Consider the following 25,741-nt stretch of genomic DNA (forward strand, 5'->3'; position numbering starts at 1 on the left):
ATGGCCGAGGAAAAGTGTGTAGCCGAGTAGCGTGATGGCACGTTGCCGTAGAGAAATGCCACAAGCGCGGGTGGCATAACGGTGACGTAAACGTAACGGGCACAGTTTATTGAGCAGCCTTCGGGCTGCTTAATTGTTTCTGGATGTTGGAAAGGCTGAGTTGCGTGGCGTTTTCACGGGCCCCATCGCGAGCAAGCTCGCTCCCACAGTGTTCGTGTCGAGCACAAAACCTGTGGGAGCGAGCTTGCTCGCGAATAGCTGCGACGCGGTCTTCGATCAGACCGAGTAAGTCTTGCCGGTATGGTTATTCAGCGAAATAACCTTGGTCTTGCCGATCCGGTGGCGATAAATCTCGCGCAGGTACTTGATCGACTTCTTCACACAATCACGCGACAGGCGAATGTCGTTGATCGAGACAAACTTCTCCTTGTCGTTGATCAGCTCGCGGTACTTCTTCTCGTACATCGGCTTGATCGCGTACCAGTTGGTATCGAGGATCTTCGCCGGGTTCTCGAATTCGTTGAGCAGGTCATCGATACGTTCTTCGTCGAATTCTTCATTGATGATGAAGTCGAGGATCGAGTTGTCGAGGGTCTCGTCGAAACGGTACGGGGTCTTCGCGAAGCAACGCTTGATGAACGCCACGATCAGGGTCAGGAAGTCGTCCGACAGGCACGGGCTCTTGGCGATCAGGGTGGTCAGCGACAGGTTGGCCGAAGCACCGATCACCAGCGCGTAGCGCTTGAGCGTGGTGTTGGGGAACAGGCTGTTGAGGTGGGTCTTCAACCGGTTCAGGTCCATGTACGACAGCTTGTAGTCTTTCGGCAGCGAAACGATCGAGACCACCGACGAGCAGTTCTTGAAGAAGTGCAGGTCGTGTAGCGCCGCGGCGTCGTAGCCGGAATTCTTGTACTGCTCAAGCGACGCGCGGTAGCGTTTGGATTCGATCGGCAGCAGGCTGATACCTTCGATGGCCTGGGTCACCTTATTGAAGTGCGGCAGGTCGATCGAGCGGAAGAACAGGTCGTCGATGTTCAGGCGCTGCGGCTCTTTGTCGAACACCTTGAACTTGTCGCTGCTCGGCGGCGGCGTTTCCGGCACCACCGATTCGGCGTAGGCAATCGCCACCGGGCCGGCCAGACTCATGAACAGATCGTTGGCGTCCAGGCGAATGGTCTCGCCGATGTCGATGCCGGCGCGACGGAAATAGTTCTGGTCGTAGTCGGTGGTGACGGCCTGGGCCGTCAGAATGTTGAAGATCTGCTGCGAGATGTACTGGTTGGCGTGCTTCTCCATCGCATTGACATCAATGTTCTGGATGTTGCCGTCGTCGCTCTCTTCGGCGTAACGCATGATGTCGTTGGAGATCAGCATCATCGCGTTCCATGGGCGGATACGGCCCATGACGCTGGCTTCGCTGCTGTCTTCGTTGGCGAAGTTGTACGAGAAATCCCATTCTTCCGAGAGGTATTTGCACAGCAGGCGACCGGCGTTGATGTGCAGCGCCTCGGACATTTCGCTGCGGTGGTCGGAAATGTTCGGCAGCACGCAGATGCCGCTGGTGAAGATCGGCTCGAACACGAACGAATGACCGCTCTTGCCGTCATGTTCGTCCATCGGCTTGGTGTCGAACGTCTTGTTCATGTACGAGTGCTGCTGGGCCAGGCCGAATTCCGAGGCCATGCCCGAACCGGTACCGCCGCCGGCACTGAAGATCGAGAAGTACAGGCGCGACTGGTTGGCCTTGATGCCGCAGCTGTCGATCAGGTACGAGTGGATCATTTTCCAGTCGGGGCTGGAGAAACGCTGGGTGTCCTTGTTCAGGATGATCTTCGCCAGGTACTGGCCGAGGATCGGCGCGTTACCGGCGCCACCGGCGTGGACTTCGGACAAGTCCATGATCTTCATTTTGCTGTAGTCGCGCAGGAAGCCGCTTTTCTCGCCCTTGCGCGAGAAACGGATACGCCCGGCAATGTCTTTATCCAGGTCGCCGAGCATTACCAGCGGCTCGACCAGAAACACCGGTTTGGTCGACTTGTTCGGGCCGATCCGCAGGTTCTGCTTGATCCACTGGGCCGGGCTGTAGCCTTTGTCGGAGGCCAGGCGACGGTCAGCCACGCGGTCTTCGTTGTTGAATTCGTTGAGGTAGAACTTGCGCGCGTTGTACACCAGCTCCGCCACGTCGAGGGCGATGTTGGAGCCGCAGCGACCGAGGCCGATCAGGCACACCGACGGGAATTCCTGGTCGTTGTGCTGCTCGTTGTCGCCTTCCAGATGCGGCGGGCGCGGGAACACCAGGTCACGCAGGCCGTCGAGGTTATCGAGGATGCGGTCAGTGTTGGTTTCGGTGAAGTACAGGTATTGCTGGGTGCCCAGAGGGCGCGAAGGAGGCAATGGCTTCATCGGGGCAGGGCTGTTCGCCGCAGGGCTCAGGGTCAGATCGGATACCGCAGTGGCCGGATTGTTTTTAGAAGTCATTGTGCGCCATTTACCTGGACTGGTTGGCTCGGCGACCACTGTCGTCAAGCCTCACGGAATGGGAATCTCGCGTCTTTTTGCTGCGCGTATTTGGCCCGTGCGTCAGGGTCTTTGCCTGTGTGTCGCACGGGGGAATCCTTTCCTGATTGATGATGGATCGGCCATTATTCGGCGATCTTTAATCAAAAGGAGGCTAAATGATGTCAACGCTACCTTCGTTGGGGTTTGCCGGAATCGGCCTGATGGGGCTGCCGATGTGCCGGCGTCTGCTGGCGGCGGGTTATCCGCTGACCGTGTGGAACCGCAACCCGGACAAGTGCGCACCACTGGTCGAGGCGGGTGCCCGGCAAGTCGCGACCCCGGCCGAACTGTGCGGGCAGGCCGACGTGGTGATGCTCTGCCTGGCCGATACCGCGGTGGTCCGCGAGGTGGTGTTTGGCTCGGCCGGTGTTGCTGAAGGCGCAAAGAACGGTCAGTTGCTGGTGGACTTTTCCAGCCTTGAACCGACGGCGACTCGCGAGATGGCAGCAGAACTGGTGCAAAAGACCGGCATGGCCTGGCTCGACTCACCGGTGTCCGGCGGTGTCGTTGGCGCGGAGGCCGGCAGCCTGGCGATCATGGTCGGTGGTGATGCCGCAGATCTTGATCGTGTTCGCCCGGTGCTGCTCGCCCTTGGTCAGCGCGTCACGCACATGGGCGGTATCGGTGCTGGCCAGGTGACCAAGGCCTGCAACCAGATGATCGTTGCCTGCAATGCGCTGGTGATCGCCGAAGTGGTCGCGCTGGCCGAGCAGTCCGGGGTCGACGCCAGCCTGATTACCGAGGCGCTGGCCGGTGGTTTTGCCGATTCGAAGCCGCTGCAGATCCTCGCCCCGCAAATGGCCGAAAGCTGTTTCGAACCGGTGAAATGGCATGTGCGCACGCTGCTCAAGGATCTCGATACGGCGGTGAAGTTTTCCCGTGAAGTCGGCTCGGCCACGCCGATCAGCGGATTGGCCGCACAACTGATGCGCCTGCATGGGGCGCAGGGCTTTTTGGAGAGAGATCCATCGACACTGGTGAAAATGTACCGCGAGCCAGCGTCAGCGGATTGACCGAGTGGGCGTGTTTGCGCTGATTGATCTCTTCGAGGACCGGGCGCAGTTCGTGCAGCGGCACCGGACGGCTGAGCAGGTAACCCTGAATGAAGTCGCAGCCGGAACGCTCGAGGAATTCGTATTGCTCCAGGCTTTCCACGCCTTCGGTGACGACCTGCAAGTGCAGGGTGTGGGCCATGACGATGATCGCCTGGACGATTTCCATGTCGGCGGTGGCCTTGGGAATGTCGAGGATGAAGGAGCGGTCGACCTTCAAGGTGTTGAGCGGCAGACGCTTGAGGTAGGCCAGGGACGAATAACCGGTGCCGAAGTCATCGATTGACAGCGATACGCCCAGGGCACGGATCTGCCGCAGCAGCACCAGCGTATTGGCGATGTTGCCCATCAGGGCGTTTTCGGTCACCTCCAGCTCAAGGCGTTCAGGGGCGACGCCGGCGCTGCGCAAGGCGCGTTCGATTTCATTGGCCAGTTCTTCCCGCGCCAGATTCAGGGGTGAGCAGTTCCAGGCGATCTTCAGGTCATCGCAGCCGTGGCGCGACAATTCACCCAGGTCTTCGCAGGCCTTGCGCAGCACCCAGTTGTCGAGCTCGGCGATCAGGCCATTGTTTTCGGCGATGGCGATAAAACGATCCGGGGTCAGCAGGCCATGCACCGGATGCTGCCAGCGAATCAGCGCTTCGAGCTTGGTGACCTTGCCGGTCTTCAGTTCGAAGATCGGCTGGTAATACAGCATCAACCCGTTCTCTTCGCGCAGGGCATGGCGCAGTTCCTCCTCCAGTTGCAGTTCCAGGCTGGCGCGGTTTTTCAGGTTGGAATCGAAAAAATGCACGCCGTTGCGCCCGGCGCCCTTGGATTGATACAGCGCCAGGTCCGCGTGCTTGAGCAGTTCATCGCAGGTGGTGCCGTCTTCGGGAAACAGGCTGATGCCGATGCTGGTGGTCATCACCATGCGCCGCCCGGCCAGTTCGATCGGCTCCTTCATTTTGAGCATGATGCGCTGGGCCAGGTTGCGGGCCTCCTCGCGGTCGCGCAGACCGATGAGGATGCAGAATTCATCACCGCCGAAACGCGCGACCACGTCTTCATGGCCACGTACCGAACCCTTGATGTGCTGGGCGATGACCTTGAGCAACTCGTCGCCGGCATCATGGCCGAGGCTGTCGTTGATGCGCTTGAAGTGGTCGATGTCGAGAAACATCACCGCGAGCATGCCGCCCTCGGTGGATTTCTGGCTGAGCTTTTCGGCAAAGAGCTGGTTGAAGCCGCGACGGTTGATCAGGTTGGTCAGGGCGTCGTAATTGGCGGCCTGTTGCAGCGACATCCGCGCCTGATCGAGCTGGCTGAGCAGCATGTTGACCCGGCGCAGGTCTTGCTCCTTGTTCTGCAGTTTCTTGTCGGCGAGTGCGGCGCTGATGGCGCTGCCGAGGATCAGCAGGGTGATGAAGGCGACGGTGAGCCCCAGCTGCAGATGACTGGTGTCGGCCCTCAGTGTGGGAATGCTTCCCTCCGGCAGGACCAGATGCAACGCCGCCATGCCGGTGAAGTGCATGCTGATGATGCCGGCCCCGAGAATCAGGGTGGCCACGTATTTGAGCATCTGGTTGTGCAGGCCGCTGCCTTCACGCAAGTTCCCGGCCACCCACAGCGCGGCGAAACTGGCACCGATGGCAATCAGGATCGACAGTGCGAACAGGGTCGGCTCGTAGTAGGCGGTGGCGGCGGACTGCATGGCGGCCATGCCGACGTAATGCATGCCGGCAATGCCCAGGCCGATGACGATGGCGGTCTTGAAGTATTGCAGCAGACTGGGCTGCGGTTCGCTGAGGGTGTGCATCGCCAGCCAGGAGGCCAGCACGGCGATCACCAGGGAAAACAGGGTAATGGCCAGGTCGTACTGGATGTCGATCGGTGTCTGGAACGCCAGCATGCTGATGAAATGCATGGCCCAGATGCCGCCGGCCAGGCAAGTGGCGCCGATCCAGCGCCAGAGCCTGCGCGATCCGGGGTCTTCGGCATGGCCGACGCGTTCCGCCATGTCGAGGGTGGCGAAACTCGCGGCACACGCCACCAGATAGGCGACCAGCACCAGCAAGGGGTTGTGTGTGCAATTGAGGATGACCTGCCCGCTCTCCGGCAGCTCGGCAACAAACTGCAAACCAAGCCACTCCATAGCATGCCCCGTCTCTGAGTGCTTCCTTACTGCGTCATCAACGCAGGCGAATGAATGCAGTATAGAGGCCGATTTCGGGGCGCAAGCCGTGGTGGCACATTGGTTCTAATGATTTTGGCATGAGCGCCATAGCGATTGGCGCTAAGGCTCAGGCGACCTCGTTCCAGTGTGGTTGCAGCGGCGGCAGGCCGAAGCGGGCACGGGCCTTGTCACAGTCAATATTCTGTTCACCGTTTTCCCACGATGCCTCGAATTCTCGGCAGGGGCTGGAGCGCTTGTCGTAGATCGTGCAACTCACGGCCTTTCCGACCTCGCCTTCCAGCGCGGTGCAGCGCGGCGCCTTGCGGTCGGTACCGATCATGGCGACCCGGCTGGGCGTGATCTGAGTGACCAGTTCATCAGGCACGGTTCCGCCGGAGGATGCGCATTCACCCCAGAAAAATGACACACGAAAATGGGAACAGCAGGCACCGCAATTCAGACACGGACTGACATCGGACATGGGAGGGGCATCAAAGGGATTGATCGGCTGGATCCGGACGGATCCGGCGGCCATTCTAGGCTTTGCCACGGCGTTGGGAAGGGGGGCGCGAAAGTATTTTTTCATTGCCGGATTTTTCCGCAAAACCCCCGGTTTTCGGGGGATACGAGCCTTTTCAAGGGCTTACGTTTCGTTACAGTGCCATGGGTCAACATCAGCCTGACGAATGATGACAGACAGGTCCTACCTGCCTGACTAGATTGCAGGTTCCGGGCTCGGATGCGTCGGCAGTGAAGCCCTATAACAATAAAAGAGACGGACCCATGCAGAACTCGACCCAAGCGGCGAATGCCTGGCGCATTCTGTTCCTGTTGTTCCTCGCCAACCTGTTCAATTTCTTCGATCGCACCATCCCGGCGATCATCATCGAGCCGATCCGCATGGAATGGCACCTTAGCGACTTTCAGCTGGGGATCGTCGGCACCGCGTTCACCATCGTCTACGCCATTGCCGGTCTGCCATTGGGGCGCATGGCCGACACCGGCTCGCGCAGCAAACTGATGGGCTGGGGCCTGGCGACCTGGAGCGCGCTGACCGCAGTCAACGGCCTGGTCGGCAGTTTCTGGAGCTTTCTGCTGGTACGCATGGGCATCGGCATCGGCGAGGCCAGTTACGCGCCCGCCGCCAACTCGCTGATCGGTGACCTGTTCCCCGCCCACCGTCGGGCGCGGGCCATGGGCATCTTCATGTTGGGCCTGCCGTTGGGGCTGCTGCTGGCGTTCTTCACCATCGGTGCGATGGTCAAGGCGTTCGACAGCTGGCGTGCGCCGTTCTTCATCGCTGCCGTGCCGGGGTTGCTGCTGGCGGTGTTCATGTTCTTCATCAAGGAGCCCAAGCGCGGCGCAGCAGAAACCGTGCAGGTGTCGCAAGAGAAAGTCGACAAGCCGATCCGTCGGGTGCTGGCGGTGCCGACGTTCCTGTGGCTGGTGCTGGCCGGGCTGTGCTTCAACTTTGCGACGTATGCCTGCAACTCGTTTCTGGTGCCGATGCTGCAGCGCTATTTCCTGATGCCGTTGCAGGAGGCGGCGGTGGCCACCGGGATGATTGTCGGGGTGACCGGATTGATCGGCCTGACCCTGGGCGGCTGGATCGCCGACAAGATTCACCAGCGCGTGGCCAGCGGCCGGCTGTTGTTTGCGGCGTTCAGTCTGATCATCTCGACGGTGTGCACCGCCTGGGCGCTGCATGCCGGACGGATCGAGATCGGTGTGTTTGTCGCGCTGTTCAGCGTCGGCTGGCTGTTTGCCTATAACTTCTACACCTGCGTCTACACGGCGATTCAGGACGTGGTCGAACCGCGCCTGCGGGCCACGGCGATGGCGCTGTTCTTTGCCGGGTTGTACTTGCTGGGCGGAGGCTTGGGGCCGGTGGTGGTCGGTGGCTTGTCCGATCACTTCGCCAAGTCGGCCATGATTTCGGCGGGTGCCGAACAGATGACCGAGGCGTTCAAGGCTGTCGGCCTGCATGACGCGATGTACCTGATCCCGGTGGCGCTGTTCTTTACGATGGTGTTTCTGTTTCTGGCATCGCGGTGTTTTGTGCGGGATGCGAAGCGGATGAAGGAGGGGTTGTCGGCAGTGGTGGAGCCGGATGGCGCAGCGGTGACTGCGTAACCTCAGACAAACAAAAAGGCCCGCATCGCTGCGGGCCTTTTCGTTTCTGGCGATGGAGCAGGGCGGTTTAGCCTGCGACCAGCACCCGGATTGCTTCCAGTCGCAGCGCAGCCTTGTCGAGCATGGCCAGGCCTTGCTCGCGCTGTTTGCGCAGGGCCACCAGCTCGCTGTCGCGCACGGTCGGGTTGACCGCCTGCAACGCGGTCAGGCGCGCCAGTTCTTCATCGGTATCGGCCGCCAGACGGCGGCGGGCCTCGGCTACGCGCTCGGCGTGACGCGGGGTGACTTTGTCTTCACCGGCGTTGATCCGTGGCGTCAGCTGATCGCGCTGGGCCTGGATGAACTTGTTGGCGCTGGCGCGCGGCACGCTTTCCAGCTGATCGTTCAGGGTTTCGAACGCCACACGGGCGGACAGGTCGTTGCCGTTGGCATCGAGCAGGCAGCGCAGGGCGGCCGGCGGCAGGTAACGGCCCAGTTGCAGCGAGCGCGGCGCCACCACTTCGCTGACGTAGAGCAGTTCCAGCAGTACGGTGCCCGGCTTCAACGCCTTGTTCTTGATCAGCGCGACGGCGGTGTTGCCCATCGAACCGGACAGCACCAGATCCATGCCGCCCTGCACCATCGGGTGTTCCCAGGTGATGAACTGCATGTCTTCGCGCGACAGCGCCTGATTGCGGTCGTAAGTGATGGTCACGCCTTCGTCGTCGCCCAGCGGGAAGCTGGCGTCAAGCATCTTCTCGCTCGGCTTGAGGATCAGGGCGTTTTCCGAATGGTCTTCGCTGTCGATGCCGAACGCGTCGAACAGGGTTTCCATGTAGATCGGCAGGGCGAACTGATCGTCTTGCTCGAGGATGTCCTCGACCAGCGCGTCACCTTCGCCAGCGCCGCCGGAGTTCAGTTCCAGCAGGCGGTCGCGACCGGTGTGCAGCTCGGCTTCCAGGCGCTCGCGTTCGGTGCGCGCTTCGTCGATCAGCGTCTGCCACTCGCCGTCGTCGGCCTCTTCCAGCAGCGGCAGCAGGCGCGGGCCGAACTGGTGCTGCAAGGCGTTGCCGGTCGGGCAGGTGTTGAGGAACGCGTTCAACGCTTCGTGATACCACTGGAACAGGCGCTCTTGCGGGCTGGTTTCCAGGTACGGCACATGCAGTTCGATGATGTGTTTCTGGCCGATCCGGTCCAGACGACCGATCCGCTGCTCCAGCAGGTCCGGGTGCGACGGCAGATCGAACAGCACCAGGTGGTGGGCGAACTGGAAGTTGCGACCTTCACTGCCGATTTCCGAGCAGATCAGCACCTGTGCGCCGAACTCTTCGTCGGCGAAGTAGGCGGCGGCGCGGTCGCGCTCGAGGATGTTCATGCCTTCATGGAACACCGTGGCCGGGATGCCGGAACGCACGCGCAGGGCGTCTTCCAGGTCCATCGCGGTTTCGGCGTGGGCGCAGATCACCAGCACTTTGGTGCGCTTGAGCATTTTCAGCTGATCGATCAGCCACTCGACGCGCGGGTCGAATTTCCACCAGCGTTCTTCTTCGCTGGCATCCGGCTGGGCCTGGAAGCTGACTTCCGGATACAGTTCGGCGTGATCGCCCAGCGGCAGTTCGAGGTATTCGTCCGGGCACGGCAGCGGGTACGGATGCAGTTTGCGCTCCGGGAAACCCTGCACGGCGGCGCGGGTGTTACGGAACAGCACGCGGCCGGTGCCGTGGCGGTCGAGCAGTTCGCGCACGAGGCGGGCGCTGGCTTCGCTGTCGCCATCGTTGACGGCGGTCAGCAGGGCTTCGCCTTCGTTGCCGAGGAAACCGTGAATGGTCTTGTGCGCTTCGGCCGAGAGGCGGCCCTTGTCCAGCAACTCCTGAACGGCTTCGGCCACCGGGCGATAGTTCTCGCTTTCGGCGCGGAAGGCGGCCAGGTCATGGAAGCGGTTCGGGTCGAGCAGGCGCAGACGGGCGAAGTGGCTGTCCTGGCCGAGTTGTTCCGGGGTGGCGGTGAGCAGCAGCACGCCCGGGATCGTCTCGGCAAGCTGCTCGACCAAGGAGTATTCCGGGCTGACCTTGTCTTCGTGCCACACCAGGTGGTGCGCTTCGTCGACCACCATCAGGTCCCAGCCGGCGGCGAACAGCGCATCCTGGGCCTTTTCGTCTTCCACCAGCCACTCCAGGGCCACCAGGGCCAGCTGGGTGTCTTCGAACGGGTTGGAGGCATCGCTTTCGATGAAGCGTTCTTCGTCGAACAGCGCGACCTGCAGGTTGAAGCGGCGGCGCATTTCCACCAGCCATTGGTGCTGGAGGTTTTCCGGCACCAGGATCAGCACGCGATTGGCGCGGCCGGAGAGCAACTGGCGATGAATCACCAGACCGGCTTCGATGGTCTTGCCCAGACCCACTTCGTCCGCCAGCAATACCCGTGGCGCGATGCGGTCGGCGACTTCACGGGCAATGTGCAACTGGTGCGCGATCGGCTGCGCACGTACGCCGCCCAGGCCCCACAGGGAGGACTGCAACTGGCGGCTGGTGTGTTCCAGGGTGTGGTAGCGCAGGGAGAACCACGACAGCGGGTCGATCTGCCCGGCGAACAGGCGGTCGCTGGCCAGACGGAACTGGATGAAGTTCGACAGCTGGGTTTCCGGCAGGGTGACGGCTTCGTTCTCGGCGTTCAGACCGTGATAGACGAGCAGGCCATCGGCATCCTCGACTTCGCGCACGGTCATTTTCCAGCCTTCGAAGTGAGTGATGGAGTCGCCCGGCGAGAATCGCACGCGGGTCAAAGGCGCATTCCTTAGCGCGTACTGGCGGGTTTCGCCAGTGGCCGGGTAAAGCACGGTCAACAAGCGGCCGTCCTGTGCCAGAACGGTGCCTAAACCAAGCTCTGCTTCGCTGTCACTGATCCAGCGTTGCCCCGGTTGATACTGCTGCGCCATGCTGCCTGACTCCCACCTTGAAAAAGCGGGCTATCTTAACGGAATGAGGCCCTGAGGCCAAAGGATTAGGCGTCGCGTACGGCTATTAAATGCCGACGGCCGACTGAGGGAAGATTAGGTCATGCGTCGGTTTCAGGAGCGCTGGCGGCACGATTGAGTGCCAACCCGGTCACAAGTTTTCGACCGATGGCTCAAGGCCCCGATGCCGCAGCCGATAGCCTGCTGACAGGAGACCCTTCATATGCTGCCACCGATGCTCCCCTTGAGCGCCGTGCCGATCACTTCCCAGCAGGACCCGATCCGCCAGCGGCCGGACATTCCCCCGGTGGTGCCGGTGCAGGAAAGCTCCAACGAAAGCACCATCGACCTGCAAAAGCGCGATCCGGAAGAGGATGGTTATCTGCTGCGCGAAGAGCAGCGCCGCCAGCAGGAGCGTGAGCGTCGCAAGCGCGAAGCCGACGAAGATCCGGAAGAACACCTCGCCGTACCGGGCACCGAACTCAATGCCGACAACACCGTGCCGGTGGTGCCGCTGATGGAAGACCAGCCACGTCAGGGCCTGTGGGTCGACATCGAGATCTGAGGCTGCCCGACCACCGCGTCTTGAATACACGATTTGTTGTACGTCGATGGCTGGTCAGCGCCGGCGTGAGGCCGCATTATTGGCGCAGTCCTGTCGGCGATCCGGCAGTTGTGATTCAGTCCAAGCGATGCATCGAACGCCATGAGCCAAGACGACAAACTGATCGACCTCAGCACCGAACGCGCCAAGCGGGTTCACGACCTCAACGAAAAACGCCTGAATGAAGTGCGCAAGGCCTTCGAACAGGCCATGCCGTTGGGAAAACCGAAGAAAAAGTCGAAAAACAAACCGAAAAAGCGTTGATCTCCCCCTGTATCCGTTGATGCAGGTCAGTTATTTCCCTTCCTTTGCTCCGCACCTTGACCGGTATTGATCCCGGTCAATTCCTGCGCCTGCCTGATTGGTTAACTTAGCTCCATCGCAGCAAAGCAGGGGCCAGGAGGCCAGTCATGTTTTTCGATAACGTGGTGTTTGCCGGGGTTCTGACGGTGGGGCTCATGGTTCTGTTTTTTGCAGGGTTTGGATTTTTTATCTGGAAGGATGCGAATAAGCGCAAGAAGCCTTAGTTCTTCCGGGTTTGATGAGCACGCAAGGCATTTTGGGCAACTTCGGTTGCCCTTTTTTTTGTGTCTTGGCGGCCTTTGGGCCGACCATGCTCTGGGTGTTTTGGGTGAATATCCGTTGCTTCGGGTGTTGCGGATGGCGGTTTCGCCCTTACGGCGAGTCCCTTTGGCAAACGCCCCAAAGGAACCAAAAGGCTGGGCCCCTGCGTTCGGCGCCTCGCTGAGGCTCGGCGTTCCTTCGTTCCGGGATTCATCCGGGGGCATCGCCTCCGGTTTGCTTCGCTGCACCTCCTCTCGATGTGTTCGACTTCGTCGAACGGCGCTGCGCGCCCACCCCCGGATAAATCCCTCCACTCAGCCTTCCGATGGGGCCGGCACGTCAAAAGCGGTACTCGAGCTAACGCTCATTGTGTTGAGTGGTGAGAAGTGAAAGTGCGCTTTGATCGTTCCCACGCTCCGCGTGGGAACGCAGCCCGGGACGCTCCGCGTTCCATTTCTGCGGCCAACAAAAAAGGCGTGATCCTCTCGAATCACGCCTCTTTCATTACCACGATCTATCAGCTGCCCAGCGCCTTCGACGCCAGCCAGAACAAGCCGGCCGACAGGGCCACGGTGGCCGGCAGGGTCAGGACCCAGGCCAGCAGGATGGTTTTCACCGTGCCGCCTTGCAGGCCGCTTTTGTTGGCGACCATGGTGCCGGCCACGCCCGAGGACAGGACGTGGGTGGTGGACACCGGAAGGCTGAAGATGTTGGCCAGGCCGATCATGCTCGCTGCGGTGATCTGTGCCGACATGCCCTGGGCATAGGTCATGCCTTGTTTGCCGATTTTCTCGCCGATGGTCAGGACCACGCGTTTCCAGCCGATCATGGTGCCGAGGCCCAGGGCCAGGGCGACCGCCAGAATTACCCAGAACGGGGCGTATTCGGTGGTGGTGGTCAGGTCTTTGCGCAGTTTGTCCAGGTCGGCTTTTTCACGAGCTTCGAGGCCCGGGAGTTTGGCGACTTTCTTCGCGGTATCGTCCAGGCAGAGCAGGTAGCGGCGCACTTCGATGCGGCTTTCCGCCGGCAGCGAGTGGTAGTCCGATACACCTTTGAGGGTGTGGAGCAGGGCGGAAATGGTCGGTTCGGTCTGCTGCGGGTTGCAGCGGAATTTCTCCGGCAGGTCGCCTTCTACGCTTTTGCCCAGGGCCAGGAATTCGCCAAGGGTGGCGGCGTTGCGCTGGTAGAACTGGCTCAGGTGCAGGGTTGCGTCGCGAGTGCGTTCGATCTGATAGGTGGTGCTGTTCAGGTCGAGCACGAACTGCGCAGGCACGATACCGATCAGGACCAGCATGATCAGGCCGATGCCTTTCTGACCATCGTTGGAGCCGTGCACGAAGCTCATGGCCATGGCCGACATCACCAGGACCAGGCGATTCCAGAACGGTGGATGCTTCTTGTCGTCGATCTTGCGGCGCTGTTCCGGGGTCTTGTGCATTTTCGACAGCGGGCGCCACCACTTCAGGCCGATCAGCACCAGTGCGGCCACGAGGAAGCCAGCCATCGGCGAGAACACCAGCGAAGCACCGATATCGATCGCTTTCTGCCAGTTCACGCCATCACCCAGAGGAATGTCGTTGATCAGGGCGTTGGCCAGGCCGACACCGAGGATCGAACCGATCAGGGTGTGGGAACTGGAGGCCGGGATACCGAAGTACCAGGTGCCCAGGTTCCAGGCGATGGCGGCGGCGAGCAGCGAGAACACCATTGCCAGACCATGGCCGGTGTTCACGTTGATCAACAGTTCTACCGGCAGCAGGTGGACGATGGCATACGCCACGCCGACGCCGCCCAGCAATACGCCGAGGAAGTTGAACACGCCCGAGAAGAACACCGCCAGGTGAGGCGGCATCGCTTTGGTGTAGATAACAGTGGCTACCGCGTTAGCGGTGTCATGAAATCCATTGATGAACTCGAAGGCGAGGACAAATGTCAGGGCGAGCAGGAGGCTCACAAGCACCCAGGCATCCAGTCCGCTGAATAAATCGATCATGAAGGTTTTCTGACCCGGTCATAAGGGGGCGCGATTATGCCAGAAAAGACTGGAAATCGATCCCCTACCTGCTCATCGGTAACCTTCTTCGCCAAATTAATTTGTATCAAGGTGCATTGCCCGAGCTTTTTGCAGGGTTTTGCAAGCTATTGATTAGGTTGATAAAAATACAATAAGACGGCTTGTTGGCCGGTGTGCGGGAGGGTACAGCGGCTTGTATGAAATATCTGAGAAACGTGTCTGACATGCTCCAGACCTGTGCAATACAGGGGAGTTGGCCGCTGCCCGCGGGTAGCGGGCGCGCAAGGCATCGTCAGTCCACCGTGCTTGTAACCCGGTGAGTACGCTTACCCTCGAAAGTCTCAAAGGAAGGCATCAAGGCTCTTCGGCTTTGAGTTCCTCTTCCATTTTTTTCAGTTCTTGCTGGAAGACCTGATCCTGAACGGTGGGGCGTTTACGCCAGGCTTTGCGTTCCGGTTCCGGCTGAGCGGCGTAGGTGGTGACTTCCCCGCCGTAAACTTCCTTGTAACGTTGTTCCTGGCGCTCAAGTTCCGCGCGCAGTTCGTCTTTCGTCACAGTGCTACCTGTATGAGTTGAGATAAATGTCTGGTGAAACGCACTGCAACGAATCAATTGAACCGGTTCGCCAACAAGACGCGGCCTGAACAGGCAGCGGTGTTGTCGGCAGGGCGGTCAAGACTTCCATGTTACAGGCGGCTACGGCACCAGATTAAAACTGACGCAGCATCAGTTTCCTGTTTCAGCGAGCGCGCTGGCGGTGCATGGGTGATGATCATCAGGCGCTGGCCGGGGCTGAAGGCAATGGACATTACCTCAGCGAATGACGTCGACGGCCAATAAAAGTGCGACGCCATTGAGGTGCATTATAGCGGCCGATTCGGGATTGACTATCTTTGCCAAGTTAAAAACGGTTCCGGATGTGTGATTGTTTTGTGACTCACAACTTTTACCTGTAGTTGCGTCGTTGTTGCCGAGTGTTGTGTTTCTGGCGTCATTTAGTCGATCAACTAAGGGGTCGGGCGCATGAGTGATATCGCGTTGGAAACTTTACAGAGTCGTTTCATCCGGGTCGGAGGGCGCGTTTGCGATTATCGGTCGACGGCTCGATAATCGCCCGGTGTTGGCGATCTGGCGCTTGTGCATCTGTCTGCGAGCCGCTTGTATAGCCGTTGATCCGAACAAGAAAAAAAGGACCTGACATGAACGATCAAATGCGCAACTCCTTCACCTCGGTAGCGCCGCCGATCGTCGCCTCGCCGGCCAAACGCATCCAGGCCCTGACCGGCGATCCGGACTTCATGACGTCCCTGGCCCGAGGCCTGGCCGTGGTCCAGGCGTTTCAGGAGCGCAAGCGCCACCTGACCATCGCCCAGATCAGCCACCGTACGGAAATCCCCCGCGCCGCCGTGCGACGTTGCCTGCATACGCTGATCAAACTCGGCTACGCCACTACCGACGGCCGTACTTATTCGTTGCTGCCCAAAGTGCTGACCCTCGGTCACGCCTATCTGTCTTCGACGCCGCTGGCAGTCTCCGCCCAGCCGTACCTCGACCGCATGAGCGAACAACTGCACGAAGCCTGCAACATGGCCACCCTGGAAGGCGACGACATTCTTTACATCGCTCGTTCGGCCACCACCCAGCGCCTGATTTCGGTGGACCTGTCGGTGGGCGGGCGGCTGCCGGCGTATTGCACATCCATGGGCCGGATTCTGCTGGCGGCGCTGGACGACACGTCGTTGCGCGAGTACCTCGATCACGCTGAACTGGTGGCCAAGACCAGTCGCACACTGCACACCCCCGAGTCCTTGCTCGAATGTCTGCAGGAAGTGCGGCAGCAGGGCTGGTGCATCGTCGATCAGGAACTGGAACAAGGCCTGCGTTCGATTGCGGTGCCGGTGTATGACGCTTCCGGCCAGGTGGTGGCCGCGCTCAACGTCAGCACACACGCCGGTCGCGTCAGCCGTACCGAACTGGAACAGCGCTTTCTGCCGGGCCTGCTGAGCGCCAGTCGCGACCTCAGCGCGCAGTTGTTCGCCTGATGAAGCTGTTCGATAAACGCACAGAGTTGCGTTTATCGAATTGACGCTAAAACCCCCGGATCATTAATGTCGCGGCAGCGTCATCCGGCGCTGTTGTGAATGAGCCCGCCGGATCGTCGACTCCCATAATAATGACAAGAGGCAACTTCCCATGCGCACGTTCCCCGACTGTCGCCGCTCCCGTTCCTGTTGCCGGTTTTAGCGCAACGCCCGATTCCCTCCTTATATGCTTGTGTCCGTGCCAGTCTTTGGCCGGTCGCCGTTCGACTGCGTTTTTTACGTGGAATAAAAATAATGAACCAGCCTCAGTCCGCTGTGGGTCACTGCCTCGACGTGCAGTCCTTCATCAACGCCCAACCGATCTCGCGCTATCAGTGGCGGGTGGTGATTCTGTGTTTCCTGATTGTGTTCCTCGATGGCCTCGACACGGCGGCCATGGGTTTCATCGCGCCGGCCTTGTCACAGGACTGGGGCATCGACCGCGCCAGCCTCGGCCCGGTGATGAGCGCCGCACTGATCGGCATGGTCTTCGGCGCCCTGGGTTCCGGGCCGCTGGCTGACCGCTTCGGGCGAAAAGTCGTACTGGTCGGCGCGGTATTTCTGTTCGGCGCTTTCAGCCTGGCGTCGGCCTACGCCACCAACGTCGAGCAATTGCTGGTGCTGCGCTTCCTCACTGGTTTGGGGCTGGGCGCCGGCATGCCGAACGCCACCACGCTGCTGTCGGAATACACCCCTGAGCGCAAGAAGTCGCTGCTGGTGACCAGCATGTTCTGCGGCTTCAACCTTGGCATGGCCGGTGGCGGATTCATCTCGGCCAAGCTGATTCCGGCCTTCGGCTGGCACAGCCTGTTGCTGATCGGCGGGATTCTGCCGCTGATCCTCGCCGTGGTGTTACTGCTCTGGCTGCCGGAATCGGCGCGTTATCTGGTGGTGCGTAATCGCGGCACTGACAAGGTACGCAAGACTCTTGCCCCCATAGATCCTGCCACCGTCGCCCAGGCAGCAAGTTTCAGCGTGCCGGAGCAGAAAACCGTAAAAGCCCGCAATGTGTTCGCGGTGATTTTCTCGGGCACCTACAGCGTCGGCACGTTGCTGCTGTGGCTGACCTACTTCATGGGCCTGGTAATCGTGTACCTGCTGACCAGCTGGCTGCCGACCCTGATGCGCGACAGCGGCGCGAGCATGGAGCAGGCGGCCTTCATCGGCGCGTTGTTCCAGTTCGGCGGGGTGTTGAGCGCGGTCGGCGTAGGCTGGGCGATGGACCGGTTCAATCCGCACAAGGTCATCGGCATTTTCTACCTGCTGGCCGGGGTATTTGCCTACGCGGTCGGGCAGAGCCTGGGCAACATCACGTTGCTGGCGACGCTGGTGCTGGTGGCGGGCATGTGCGTCAACGGCGCGCAATCGGCGATGCCGTCACTGGCAGCGCGGTTTTATCCGACTCAGGGCCGGGCGACGGGGGTGTCGTGGATGCTCGGGATCGGCCGCTTCGGCGCGATTCTCGGCGCATGGATGGGCGCGACCCTGCTGGGCCTGGGCTGGAATTTCGAACAGGTGCTGACAGCGCTGGTGATCCCGGCGGGGCTGGCCACCGCAGCGGTGGTGATCAAGGGCCTGGTCAGTCACGCGGACGCGACCTGATATCGGGAATGATCGCCCCGAACTCGGGGCGATCATTAGGTTGATAACAATCTGTTCGATAAACGAACACTCAGTCGATTATCGGATTGTTTGGCGAAAATCAGCGGCTTAATCTTCAGTGACTCCGGCGCACAACCTCGCGCCTTTTTATCACTGACGATCCACTACAAAAACGGGAGCCCGCTCCATGGCTGAGATCCTTTCGCTGCACGACGCGGTGAAGCAATTCGTCAATGACGGCGACACCGTCGCGCTCGAAGGCTTCACTCACCTGATCCCTACGGCGGCGGGTCATGAAATCATTCGTCAGGGCAAGAAAGATCTGACTCTGGTGCGGATGACGCCTGACCTGATCTACGACCAACTGATCGGCGCCGGCTGTGCACGCAAGCTGATCTTCTCCTGGGGTGGCAACCCGGGTGTGGGTTCGCTGCACCGTCTGCGCGACGCGGTCGAGAAACAATGGCCACACGCCCTGGAAATCGAAGAACACAGCCACGCCGACCTGGCCAATGCCTACGTCGCCGGCGCCTCCGGCCTGCCATTCGCTGTACTGCGGGCCTACGCCGGTTCCGACCTGCCGAAGGTCAACCCGCTGATCAAATCCGTGACTTGCCCGTTCACTGGTGAAGTGCTGGCGGCGGTGCCGTCGGTGCGCCCGGACGTGACCGTGATCCACGCCCAGAAAGCCGACCGTCAGGGCAACGTGCTGCTGTGGGGCATCCTCGGTGTGCAGAAAGAAGCCGCACTGGCCGCCAAGCGCTGCATCGTCACCGTCGAAGAAATTGTCGACAACCTCAATGCGCCGATGAACGCCTGCGTGCTGCCGACCTGGGCCTTGAGCGCGGTGTGCCATGTGCCCGGTGGCGCGCATCCGTCCTATGCCCACGGTTACACCGAGCGTGACAATCGTTTCTACCAGGCGTGGGACCCGATCGCCCGCGACCGTGAGACGTTTACCGCGTGGATCAACGAATACATCCATGGCTGCGCTGACTTCAGCGAGTTCCAGGCCAAGTTGGCCGCTGCTTCGGAGGCCAAGTAATGACTTACACCACCAATGAAATGATGACCGTTGCAGCGGCCCGTCGCCTGAAGAACGGTTCGGTGTGCTTCGTCGGCATCGGCCTGCCGTCAAAAGCCGCCAACCTGGCGCGGCTGACCTCTTCGCCGGACGTCGTGCTGATCTACGAGTCGGGCCCGATTGGCGCGAAGCCCAGCGTATTGCCATTGTCGATCGGTGACGGCGAACTGGCGGAAACCGCCGACACCGTCGTCCCGACCGGTGAGATTTTTCGCTACTGGCTGCAGGGCGGGCGCATCGACGTCGGTTTCCTCGGTGCGGCGCAGGTCGACCGTTTCGGCAACATCAACACCACGGTGGTCGGCGATTACCATCAGCCGAAAGTTCGACTGCCTGGTGCCGGTGGCGCGCCGGAGATCGCCGGTTCCGCGAAAAGTGTGCTGATCATCCTCAAGCAGTCGGCGCGTTCGTTTGTCGACAAGCTCGATTTCATCACCTCGGTCGGTCATGGCGAGGGCGGTGATTCGCGCAAACGTCTGGGTCTGCCAGGTGCAGGTCCCGTCGGCATCATCACTGACCTGTGCATCATGGAACCGGAAGAGGGCACTCACGAATTCGTGGTCACCGCACTGCACCCGGGCGTGACCCGCGAGCAGGTGGTCGCCGCCACCGGCTGGGCCATCCGTTTTGCCGACAGCGTGGCCACCACCGCCGAACCGACCGAGGTCGAGCTGAGCGCTTTGCGCGATCTCGAAGCCCGTACCGCAGCGGCCCACGGCCAGGCACCGGGAGAAGCATGATGCGCGACGTTTATATCTGCGATGCGATTCGTACCCCCATCGGTCGTTTCGGTGGCGGTCTGGCGGCTGTTCGCGCCGACGACCTGGCCGCCGTGCCGATCAAGGCCCTGATGGAGCGCAACCCTTCGGTGGACTGGAGCGCGATCGACGAAGTGTTCCTCGGCTGCGCCAACCAGGCCGGCGAAGACAACCGCAACGTGGCGCGCATGGCGCTGTTGCTGGCCGGTCTGCCGGATAGCGTGCCCGGCGTCACCCTCAATCGCCTCTGCGCATCGGGCATGGACGCCATCGGCACGGCGTTCCGCGCCATCGCCAGCGGTGAAATGGAGCTGGCGATTGCCGGCGGCGTCGAGTCGATGTCCCGCGCGCCGTTCGTGATGGGCAAGGCTGATGCGGCGTTTTCGCGCAACATGAAGCTGGAAGACACCACCATCGGCTGGCGTTTCATCAATCCGTTGATGAAGGCGCAGTACGGCGTCGACGCAATGCCGCAGACCGCTGACAACGTCGCCGACGATTACGAAATTTCCCGCGAAGATCAGGACGCTTTCGCCCTGCGCAGTCAGCAACGGACGGCCGCCGCCCAGGCTGCCGGCTACTTCGCCGAGGAAATCGTCGAAGTGCGGATCGCCCACAAGAAAGGCGAAACCGTGGTCAGCCAGGACGAACATCCTCGGGCCGACACCACCCTTGAAGCCCTGACAAGACTGAAACCGGTCAATGGTCCGGACAAGACCGTCACCGCCGGCAACGCGTCGGGTGTGAATGACGGTGCCGCCGCGCTGATTCTGGCCTCGGCCGAAGCTGTAAAAAAACACGGTCTGACTGCCCGCGCCAAAGTGCTGGGCATGGCCAGCGCCGGGGTTGCGCCACGGGTGATGGGCATCGGCCCGGTGCCGGCGGTGCGCAAACTCACCGAACGCCTCGGCGTGGCGGTCAGCGATTTCGATGTGATCGAACTCAACGAAGCGTTTGCCAGCCAGGGTCTGGCGGTGCTGCGCGAGCTGGGGCTGGCGGATGACGCGGCCCAGGTCAACCCGAACGGCGGGGCGATTGCCCTCGGCCATCCGTTGGGCATGAGCGGCGCCCGTCTGGTGCTGACTGCCCTGCATCAACTGGAAAAGACCGGTGGCAAGAAAGGTCTGGCGACCATGTGCGTCGGTGTCGGCCAGGGTCTGGCATTGGCCATCGAACGCGTCTGACGCAAGCCGTGACGAACAAGAACAGAGGAAAGCGAAATGACTGACAAGCCTGGTTACCGCCGCCCACAGGAAGGCACCCAGCCGCCGTACCTGCACCCGAATTATCAATCCACCAATCTGCGCTCACCGTCCAAGCCGTTGGTGTTTCTGCCTCACTCGCTGTCGGAAATCACCGGCCCGACCATCGGTGCCGAGCGAGTGGCCGACACCGACAACGATCTGACCGCCCAACATCAGGGTGAACCCCTCGGCGAGCGGATCATCATCCACGGGCGTGTGCTCGACGAAGACGGTCTGCCGGTGCCGGGGATTCTGGTGGAGATCTGGCAGGCCAACGCCGCCGGCCGCTACAACCACGCCCGCGACCTGCACGATGCGCCGCTGGACCCGAATTTCACCGGCACCGGCCGCACCGTGACCGACGCCGACGGCTGGTATCAGTTCCAGACCATCAAGCCCGGCGCCTACCCATGGGGCAACCACCACAACGCCTGGCGCCCGGCCCACGTGCATTTCTCGCTGTTCGGGCCGAGCATCCTGACGCGTCTGGTCACGCAGATGTATTTTCCGGGCGACCCGCTGTTGCCCTACGACCCGATCTATAACTGCGTGCCGGACACTTCGGCCAAGGAACGCCTGATCGCCGCTTTCGATCTGGAAAAAACCATTCCGTCCTACGCCCTCGCTTATCGCTGGGACATCGTGCTGCGCGGCCGCGAAGCCACGCCGATGGAGAAATGAGATGACCCTGACTGCGACCACATCCCACACCGTCGGGCCGTATTACCACATTGGCCTGACCTGGCTGAATCGCGAGAACCTCGCCAACGAGTTGACCCTCGGCCAGCGCGTGGCGATCATCGGGCAAGTGGTGGACGGCAACGGCGATGTCGTCAACGACGCCATGCTCGAAGTCTGGCAGGCCAACGCCGCCGGCAAATACGATCACCCGGAAGACGAGCAGGCCAAACCGCTGGACCCGAATTTCGAAGGTTTCGGCCGGGTGCCGGTGGATGCCGAAGGGCGTTTCCGTTTCACCACGATCAAACCGGGCACGGTCGAAGGCCTGAAAGGCACGACCCAGGCGCCGCATCTGGTGGTGCTGGTGTTCGCGCGCGGTCTGGTGAAGCACTTGCTGACGCGGATTTATTTCGAGGGCGATCCGGCGAACGTCAATGATCCGCTGCTCGAATGTGTACCGGCCGAGCGCCGCAGCACATTGCTGGCGAAGCCGGATGCAGAGGGTGTCTATCAGTGGAATGTGATCCTGCAGGGCACTGACGCGGAAACCGTGTTCTTCGATTACTGAAGATCACCACACATCCCTTGTGGGAGCGGGCTTGCTCGCGAAGAGGGTGTGTCAGTCGCCATTGAGTTGGTTGACCCACCGCTTTCGCGGGCAAGCCCGCTCCCACAGGGATTTGCAGCGCTTGAGTATCTGTGGAACGGGACTGTTGCGAAGTGTGTCTAGACTCTCACTGTCCTTATCGAGTGAAAAACAATGACAACCACCACCTCTCATTACACCGGCGAAGAGCGCAGCAAGCGTATCTTCGCGATTGTCGGCGCCTCGTCCGGCAACCTCGTCGAATGGTTCGACTTCTATGTCTACGCCTTTTGCGCGATCTATTTCGCCCCGGCGTTTTTCCCTTCCGATAACCCCACGGTGCAGCTTGTAAACACGGCAGGCGTGTTCGCCGCCGGGTTCCTGATGCGACCGATCGGCGGCTGGATCTTCGGCCGGGTGGCGGACAAGCACGGGCGCAAGAATTCGATGCTGATCTCGATTCTGATGATGTGTTTCGGCTCGTTGCTCATCGCCTGTCTGCCGACCTACAACAGCATCGGCGTCTGGGCACCGGTGCTGTTGCTGTTCGCGCGTCTGCTGCAAGGCTTGTCGGTGGGCGGTGAGTACGGCGCCACGGCGACCTACATGAGCGAAGTCGCGCTCAAGGGCCAGCGCGGATTCTTCGCCTCGTTCCAGTACGTGACCCTGATCGGCGGGCAACTGCTGGCGGTGCTGGTGGTGGTGATCCTGCAGCAGTTTCTTTCTGAAGACGAACTGCGGGCCTACGGCTGGCGGATTCCGTTCGTGGTCGGGGCGGTGGCGGCGCTGATTTCGTTGTTCCTGCGTCGCACCCTGAAAGAAACCACCAACAAGGAAACCCGTGAACACAAGGACGCCGGCAGCATCGCTGCGCTGTTCCGCGATCACAAAGCCGCGTTTATCACCGTGCTGGGTTACACCGCCGGCGGCTCGCTGATTTTCTACACCTTCACCACGTACATGCAGAAGTACCTGGTGAACACCGCCGGCATGCACGCCAAGACCGCCAGCTTCATCATGACCGGCGCGCTCTTCTTATATATGTGCATGCAGCCACTGTTCGGCATGCTCGCCGACAAGATCGGCCGGCGTAATTCGATGCTCTGGTTCGGCGCCCTCGGTACGCTGTTCACCGTGCCGATCCTGCTGAGCCTGAAAAGCGTCAGCAGCCCGTTCCTGGCCTTTGTGCTGATCACCGTGGCGCTGGCGATCGTCAGTTTCTACACCTCGATCAGCGGCCTGGTGAAAGCCGAAATGTTCCCGCCGGAAGTGCGCGCCCTTGGCGTCGGCCTGGCCTATGCGGTGGCCAACGCGATCTTCGGCGGTTCGGCGGAATATGTGGCTCTGAGCCTCAAGGCCGGGGGCATGGAAAACGCCTTCTATTGGTACGTCACGGTGATGATGGCGGTGGCGTTCCTGTTCAGCCTGCGCCTGCCGAAACAGGCCGCGTATTTGCACCACGATCTCTAAACCGAAGTGCGCGGGCCGCGATGGCCCGCGCCGGCAAGGACTGTTTATGACTCAGCGACCGGGCAATCAATTGTTCGATGCCTACTTCACTGCCCGCGAAATGCGCGAGGTGTTCTGCGATCAGGGCCGGGTGCAGGCGATGCTCGACTTCGAAGCCGCGCTGGCTCGGGCCGAAGCGCGGGTCGGGGTAATTCCGGCGAGCGCTGTGGCATCCATCGAAAACGCCTGCCGCGCCGAGTTGTTTGATTTCGCAGCGTTGGGTGAAGTCATCGCCACGGCGGGCAATTCGGCGATTCCGCTGGTCAAGGCATTGGGCAAGCGGATCGCGGCATCCGATGCTGAAGCCGAACGCTATGTGCATCTGGGCGCCACCAGTCAGGACGTGATGGATTCCGGGCTGGTACTGCAATTGCGTCAGGCGTTGGTGCTGATCGAAGGGGAACTGGCGCAACTGGCCGACGCCCTCGCCACTCAGGCTCAGCGCCACGCCGCGACGCCGCTGGCCGGACGTACCTGGCTGCAACACGCAACGCCGGTCACTCTCGGTATGAAGATCGCCGGCTGGCTCGGCGCCGTGACCCGCAGCCGCCAACGTCTGCGCGAACTCAAGCCACGGCTGCTGGTGCTGCAATTCGGCGGTGCGTCCGGCACCCTGGCGGCGCTGGGCGAACAGGCGTTGCCGATTGCCCGTGCACTGGCCGAAGAACTGCAACTGACCCTGCCGGAACAACCCTGGCACACCCAGCGTGATCGCATCGTCGAATTCGGCGCGGTGCTCGGTCTGATCGCCGGCAGCCTCGGCAAACTCGGCCGCGACATCAGCCTGTTGATGCAGACCGAAGCGGCGGAAGTGTTCGAACCGTCGGCGCCGGGCAAGGGCGGCTCCTCGACTATGCCGCACAAGCGCAACCCGGTAGGTGCAGCGGTGCTGATCGGCGCGGCGACCCGTGTACCGGGTCTGGTCTCGACGCTGTTCAGCGCCATGCCTCAGGAACACGAACGCAGCCTCGGTTTGTGGCACGCCGAATGGGAAACCCTGCCGGACATCTGCTGCCTGGTGTCGGGCGCGCTGCAACAGGCGCGATTGCTGGCTGATGGTCTGGAAGTCGATGCCGCGCGCATGGCCCGCAACCTGGAACTGACTCAAGGTCTGGTGCTGGCCGAAGCAGTGAGCATCGTGCTCGCGCAACGGGTCGGCCGCGACGCCGCACATCATCTGCTCGAACAATGCTGCAAACGGGCGGTCGCCGAACAACGTCATCTGCGTGCGGTGCTCGGTGACGAGCCGCAAGTGACCGCCGAGCTCAGCGCAACCGAACTGGATCACCTGCTCGATCCCGCCCGTTACCTCGGTCAGGCGCGGGTCTGGGTCGAGCGGGCGCTGGCCGAACACAACGCATTGTCTGATTGAAAGGAGAGGGCTGTGGCTTTCGTTCAACTCGCCGATGGCGAACTGCATTACTCATTGGAAGGCCCGGTCGATGCGCCGGTGCTGGTGCTGTCCAACTCGCTGGGCACCGACCTGCACATGTGGGACGCCCAGATGCCGGCGTTCACCGAGCACTTTCGCGTGCTGCGTTTCGACACCCGTGGTCATGGCCAGTCGCTGGTGACGCCGGGCCCTTACAGCATCGAGCAACTGGGCCGCGACGTGCTGGCGCTGCTGGATGCGCTGCACATCGAGCGTGCGCATTTCTGCGGTCTGTCCATGGGCGGCTTGATCGGGCAGTGGCTGGGGATCAATGCCAGCCAGCGTCTGAACAAGCTGATCGTCTGCAATACCGCCGCGAAAATCGGCGACCCTTCGGTGTGGAATCCGCGCATCGAAACCGTTCTGCGCGACGGCCCGGCGGCGATGGTCGCGTTGCGCGATGCGTCGATTGCCCGCTGGTTTACGCCCGATTTTTCGGCGGCCAATCCGGCAGCGGCCAAGCAGATCACCGACATGCTCGCGGCCACTAATCCTGAAGGTTACGCCGCCAACTGCGCGGCGGTGCGCGATGCGGATTTCCGCGATCAACTGGCGTCGATCACGGCTCCGTTGCTGGTGATCGCCGGTACCGAAGATGCGGTGACGCCACCGTCCGGCGGGCATTTCATTCAGGAACATGTGCGCGGCGCCGAATACGCCGAGTTCCATGCCGCACACCTTTCCAACGTTCAGGCCGGTGACGCGTTCAGCGACCGCGTGCTGACATTCCTGCTGGCCGCTTGAGGGGATT

Annotated in this window: 21 protein-coding genes; 15 read left to right on the forward strand and 6 right to left on the reverse strand. The window is 61.4% G+C overall.

What is annotated here, in order from left to right; all coding sequences use genetic code 11:
* Window positions 1-276: 276 nt before the first annotated feature.
* Window positions 277-2,478: a hypothetical protein gene (locus M5B98_RS11755; protein WP_248742783.1), complete on the reverse strand. Its 2,202-nt coding sequence runs from the start codon at window positions 2,476-2,478 to the stop codon at window positions 277-279.
* Window positions 2,479-2,675: 197 nt separating this feature from the next.
* Between M5B98_RS11755 and M5B98_RS11760 the strand changes: the two genes are divergently transcribed.
* Window positions 2,676-3,572: an NAD(P)-dependent oxidoreductase gene (locus M5B98_RS11760; protein WP_248742784.1), complete on the forward strand. Its 897-nt coding sequence runs from the start codon at window positions 2,676-2,678 to the stop codon at window positions 3,570-3,572.
* Here M5B98_RS11760 and M5B98_RS11765 read toward each other — a convergent pair.
* Window positions 3,463-5,745: a putative bifunctional diguanylate cyclase/phosphodiesterase gene (locus tag M5B98_RS11765; protein ID WP_248742785.1), complete on the reverse strand. Its 2,283-nt coding sequence runs from the start codon at window positions 5,743-5,745 to the stop codon at window positions 3,463-3,465. The genes M5B98_RS11760 and M5B98_RS11765 overlap by 110 nt on opposite strands.
* A 148-nt stretch (window positions 5,746-5,893) precedes the next feature.
* Window positions 5,894-6,247, reverse strand: a complete 354-nt coding sequence (locus M5B98_RS11770; protein ID WP_119427285.1) for a YkgJ family cysteine cluster protein — start codon at window positions 6,245-6,247, stop codon at window positions 5,894-5,896.
* 302 nt (window positions 6,248-6,549) lie between these two features.
* On the opposite strand from M5B98_RS11770, the gene M5B98_RS11775 reads away from it, so the two are divergent.
* Window positions 6,550-7,899, forward strand: coding sequence for a spinster family MFS transporter (locus M5B98_RS11775; protein ID WP_119427253.1), 1,350 nt, complete (start codon window positions 6,550-6,552; stop codon window positions 7,897-7,899).
* A 67-nt stretch (window positions 7,900-7,966) separates the two neighbouring features.
* Here the strand turns inward: M5B98_RS11775 and rapA are convergent, their stop codons facing one another.
* Window positions 7,967-10,813 (reverse strand): RNA polymerase-associated protein RapA, encoded by a 2,847-nt coding sequence (rapA, locus tag M5B98_RS11780; protein ID WP_114881723.1) that lies wholly within the window; start codon window positions 10,811-10,813, stop codon window positions 7,967-7,969.
* A 241-nt stretch (window positions 10,814-11,054) separates the two neighbouring features.
* Between rapA and M5B98_RS11785 the strand changes: the two genes are divergently transcribed.
* The 3 genes from M5B98_RS11785 to ccoM all read left to right on the forward strand — a co-directional run bounded on the left by M5B98_RS11785 (window position 11,055) and on the right by ccoM (window position 11,962).
* Window positions 11,055-11,396 (forward strand): aspartate-semialdehyde dehydrogenase, encoded by a 342-nt coding sequence (locus M5B98_RS11785; RefSeq protein WP_085712966.1) that lies wholly within the window; start codon window positions 11,055-11,057, stop codon window positions 11,394-11,396.
* 141 nt (window positions 11,397-11,537) lie between these two features.
* A complete protein-coding gene (locus M5B98_RS11790; protein ID WP_167443762.1) occupies window positions 11,538-11,699 on the forward strand; it encodes a hypothetical protein in 162 nt (53 codons plus the stop codon).
* Between the two features lie 146 nt (window positions 11,700-11,845).
* Window positions 11,846-11,962, forward strand: coding sequence for a cytochrome c oxidase subunit CcoM (gene ccoM / locus M5B98_RS28740; protein WP_007959205.1), 117 nt, complete (start codon window positions 11,846-11,848; stop codon window positions 11,960-11,962).
* A 554-nt stretch (window positions 11,963-12,516) separates the two neighbouring features.
* Here the strand turns inward: ccoM and M5B98_RS11795 are convergent.
* A complete protein-coding gene (locus M5B98_RS11795) occupies window positions 12,517-13,992 on the reverse strand; it encodes an inorganic phosphate transporter (protein ID WP_085712967.1) in 1,476 nt (491 codons plus the stop codon).
* A gap of 375 nt (window positions 13,993-14,367) precedes the next feature.
* Window positions 14,368-14,568: a hypothetical protein gene (locus tag M5B98_RS11800; RefSeq protein ID WP_007957826.1), complete on the reverse strand. Its 201-nt coding sequence runs from the start codon at window positions 14,566-14,568 to the stop codon at window positions 14,368-14,370.
* A 644-nt stretch (window positions 14,569-15,212) separates the two neighbouring features.
* On the opposite strand from M5B98_RS11800, the gene pcaR reads away from it, so the two are divergent.
* The 10 genes from pcaR to pcaD all read left to right on the forward strand — a co-directional run bounded on the left by pcaR (window position 15,213) and on the right by pcaD (window position 25,734).
* Window positions 15,213-16,055 (forward strand): pca regulon transcriptional regulator PcaR, encoded by an 843-nt coding sequence (pcaR, locus tag M5B98_RS11805; RefSeq protein ID WP_007963153.1) that lies wholly within the window; start codon window positions 15,213-15,215, stop codon window positions 16,053-16,055.
* A 294-nt stretch (window positions 16,056-16,349) separates the two neighbouring features.
* Complete coding sequence (locus M5B98_RS11810; protein ID WP_085712968.1) at window positions 16,350-17,696, forward strand: MFS transporter; 1,347 nt, start codon at window positions 16,350-16,352, stop codon at window positions 17,694-17,696.
* Between the two features lie 187 nt (window positions 17,697-17,883).
* Window positions 17,884-18,741: a CoA transferase subunit A gene (locus tag M5B98_RS11815; protein ID WP_003222404.1), complete on the forward strand. Its 858-nt coding sequence runs from the start codon at window positions 17,884-17,886 to the stop codon at window positions 18,739-18,741.
* The gene (locus M5B98_RS11820) at window positions 18,741-19,520 is read left to right on the forward strand and encodes a CoA-transferase subunit beta (RefSeq protein ID WP_248742786.1); all 780 of its coding nucleotides are present in this window, start codon (window positions 18,741-18,743) and stop codon (window positions 19,518-19,520) included. Before M5B98_RS11815 ends, M5B98_RS11820 begins: the two co-directional genes overlap by 1 nt.
* Window positions 19,517-20,722, forward strand: coding sequence for a 3-oxoadipyl-CoA thiolase (gene pcaF / locus M5B98_RS11825; RefSeq protein ID WP_248742787.1), 1,206 nt, complete (start codon window positions 19,517-19,519; stop codon window positions 20,720-20,722). Before M5B98_RS11820 ends, pcaF begins: the two co-directional genes overlap by 4 nt.
* A gap of 36 nt (window positions 20,723-20,758) precedes the next feature.
* Window positions 20,759-21,463 (forward strand): protocatechuate 3,4-dioxygenase subunit beta, encoded by a 705-nt coding sequence (gene pcaH, locus M5B98_RS11830; RefSeq protein ID WP_007957831.1) that lies wholly within the window; start codon window positions 20,759-20,761, stop codon window positions 21,461-21,463.
* A gap of 1 nt (window position 21,464) precedes the next feature.
* Window positions 21,465-22,031, forward strand: coding sequence for a protocatechuate 3,4-dioxygenase subunit alpha (gene pcaG, locus M5B98_RS11835; RefSeq protein WP_248742788.1), 567 nt, complete (start codon window positions 21,465-21,467; stop codon window positions 22,029-22,031).
* Between the two features lie 192 nt (window positions 22,032-22,223).
* Window positions 22,224-23,519 carry an MFS family transporter gene (locus M5B98_RS11840; RefSeq protein WP_114881728.1) on the forward strand — a complete coding sequence of 432 codons (1,296 nt, stop codon included), beginning with the start codon at window positions 22,224-22,226 and terminating at the stop codon, window positions 23,517-23,519.
* 46 nt (window positions 23,520-23,565) lie between these two features.
* A complete protein-coding gene (locus tag M5B98_RS11845) occupies window positions 23,566-24,930 on the forward strand; it encodes a 3-carboxy-cis,cis-muconate cycloisomerase (RefSeq protein WP_248742789.1) in 1,365 nt (454 codons plus the stop codon).
* A gap of 12 nt (window positions 24,931-24,942) precedes the next feature.
* Window positions 24,943-25,734, forward strand: coding sequence for a 3-oxoadipate enol-lactonase (pcaD, locus tag M5B98_RS11850; protein WP_248742790.1), 792 nt, complete (start codon window positions 24,943-24,945; stop codon window positions 25,732-25,734).
* The last annotated feature ends 7 nt before the right edge of the window (window positions 25,735-25,741 follow it).

The organism is Pseudomonas sp. MWU12-3088 (genome assembly GCF_023242405.1).
Lineage (GTDB): Bacteria > Pseudomonadota > Gammaproteobacteria > Pseudomonadales > Pseudomonadaceae > Aquipseudomonas > Aquipseudomonas kribbensis.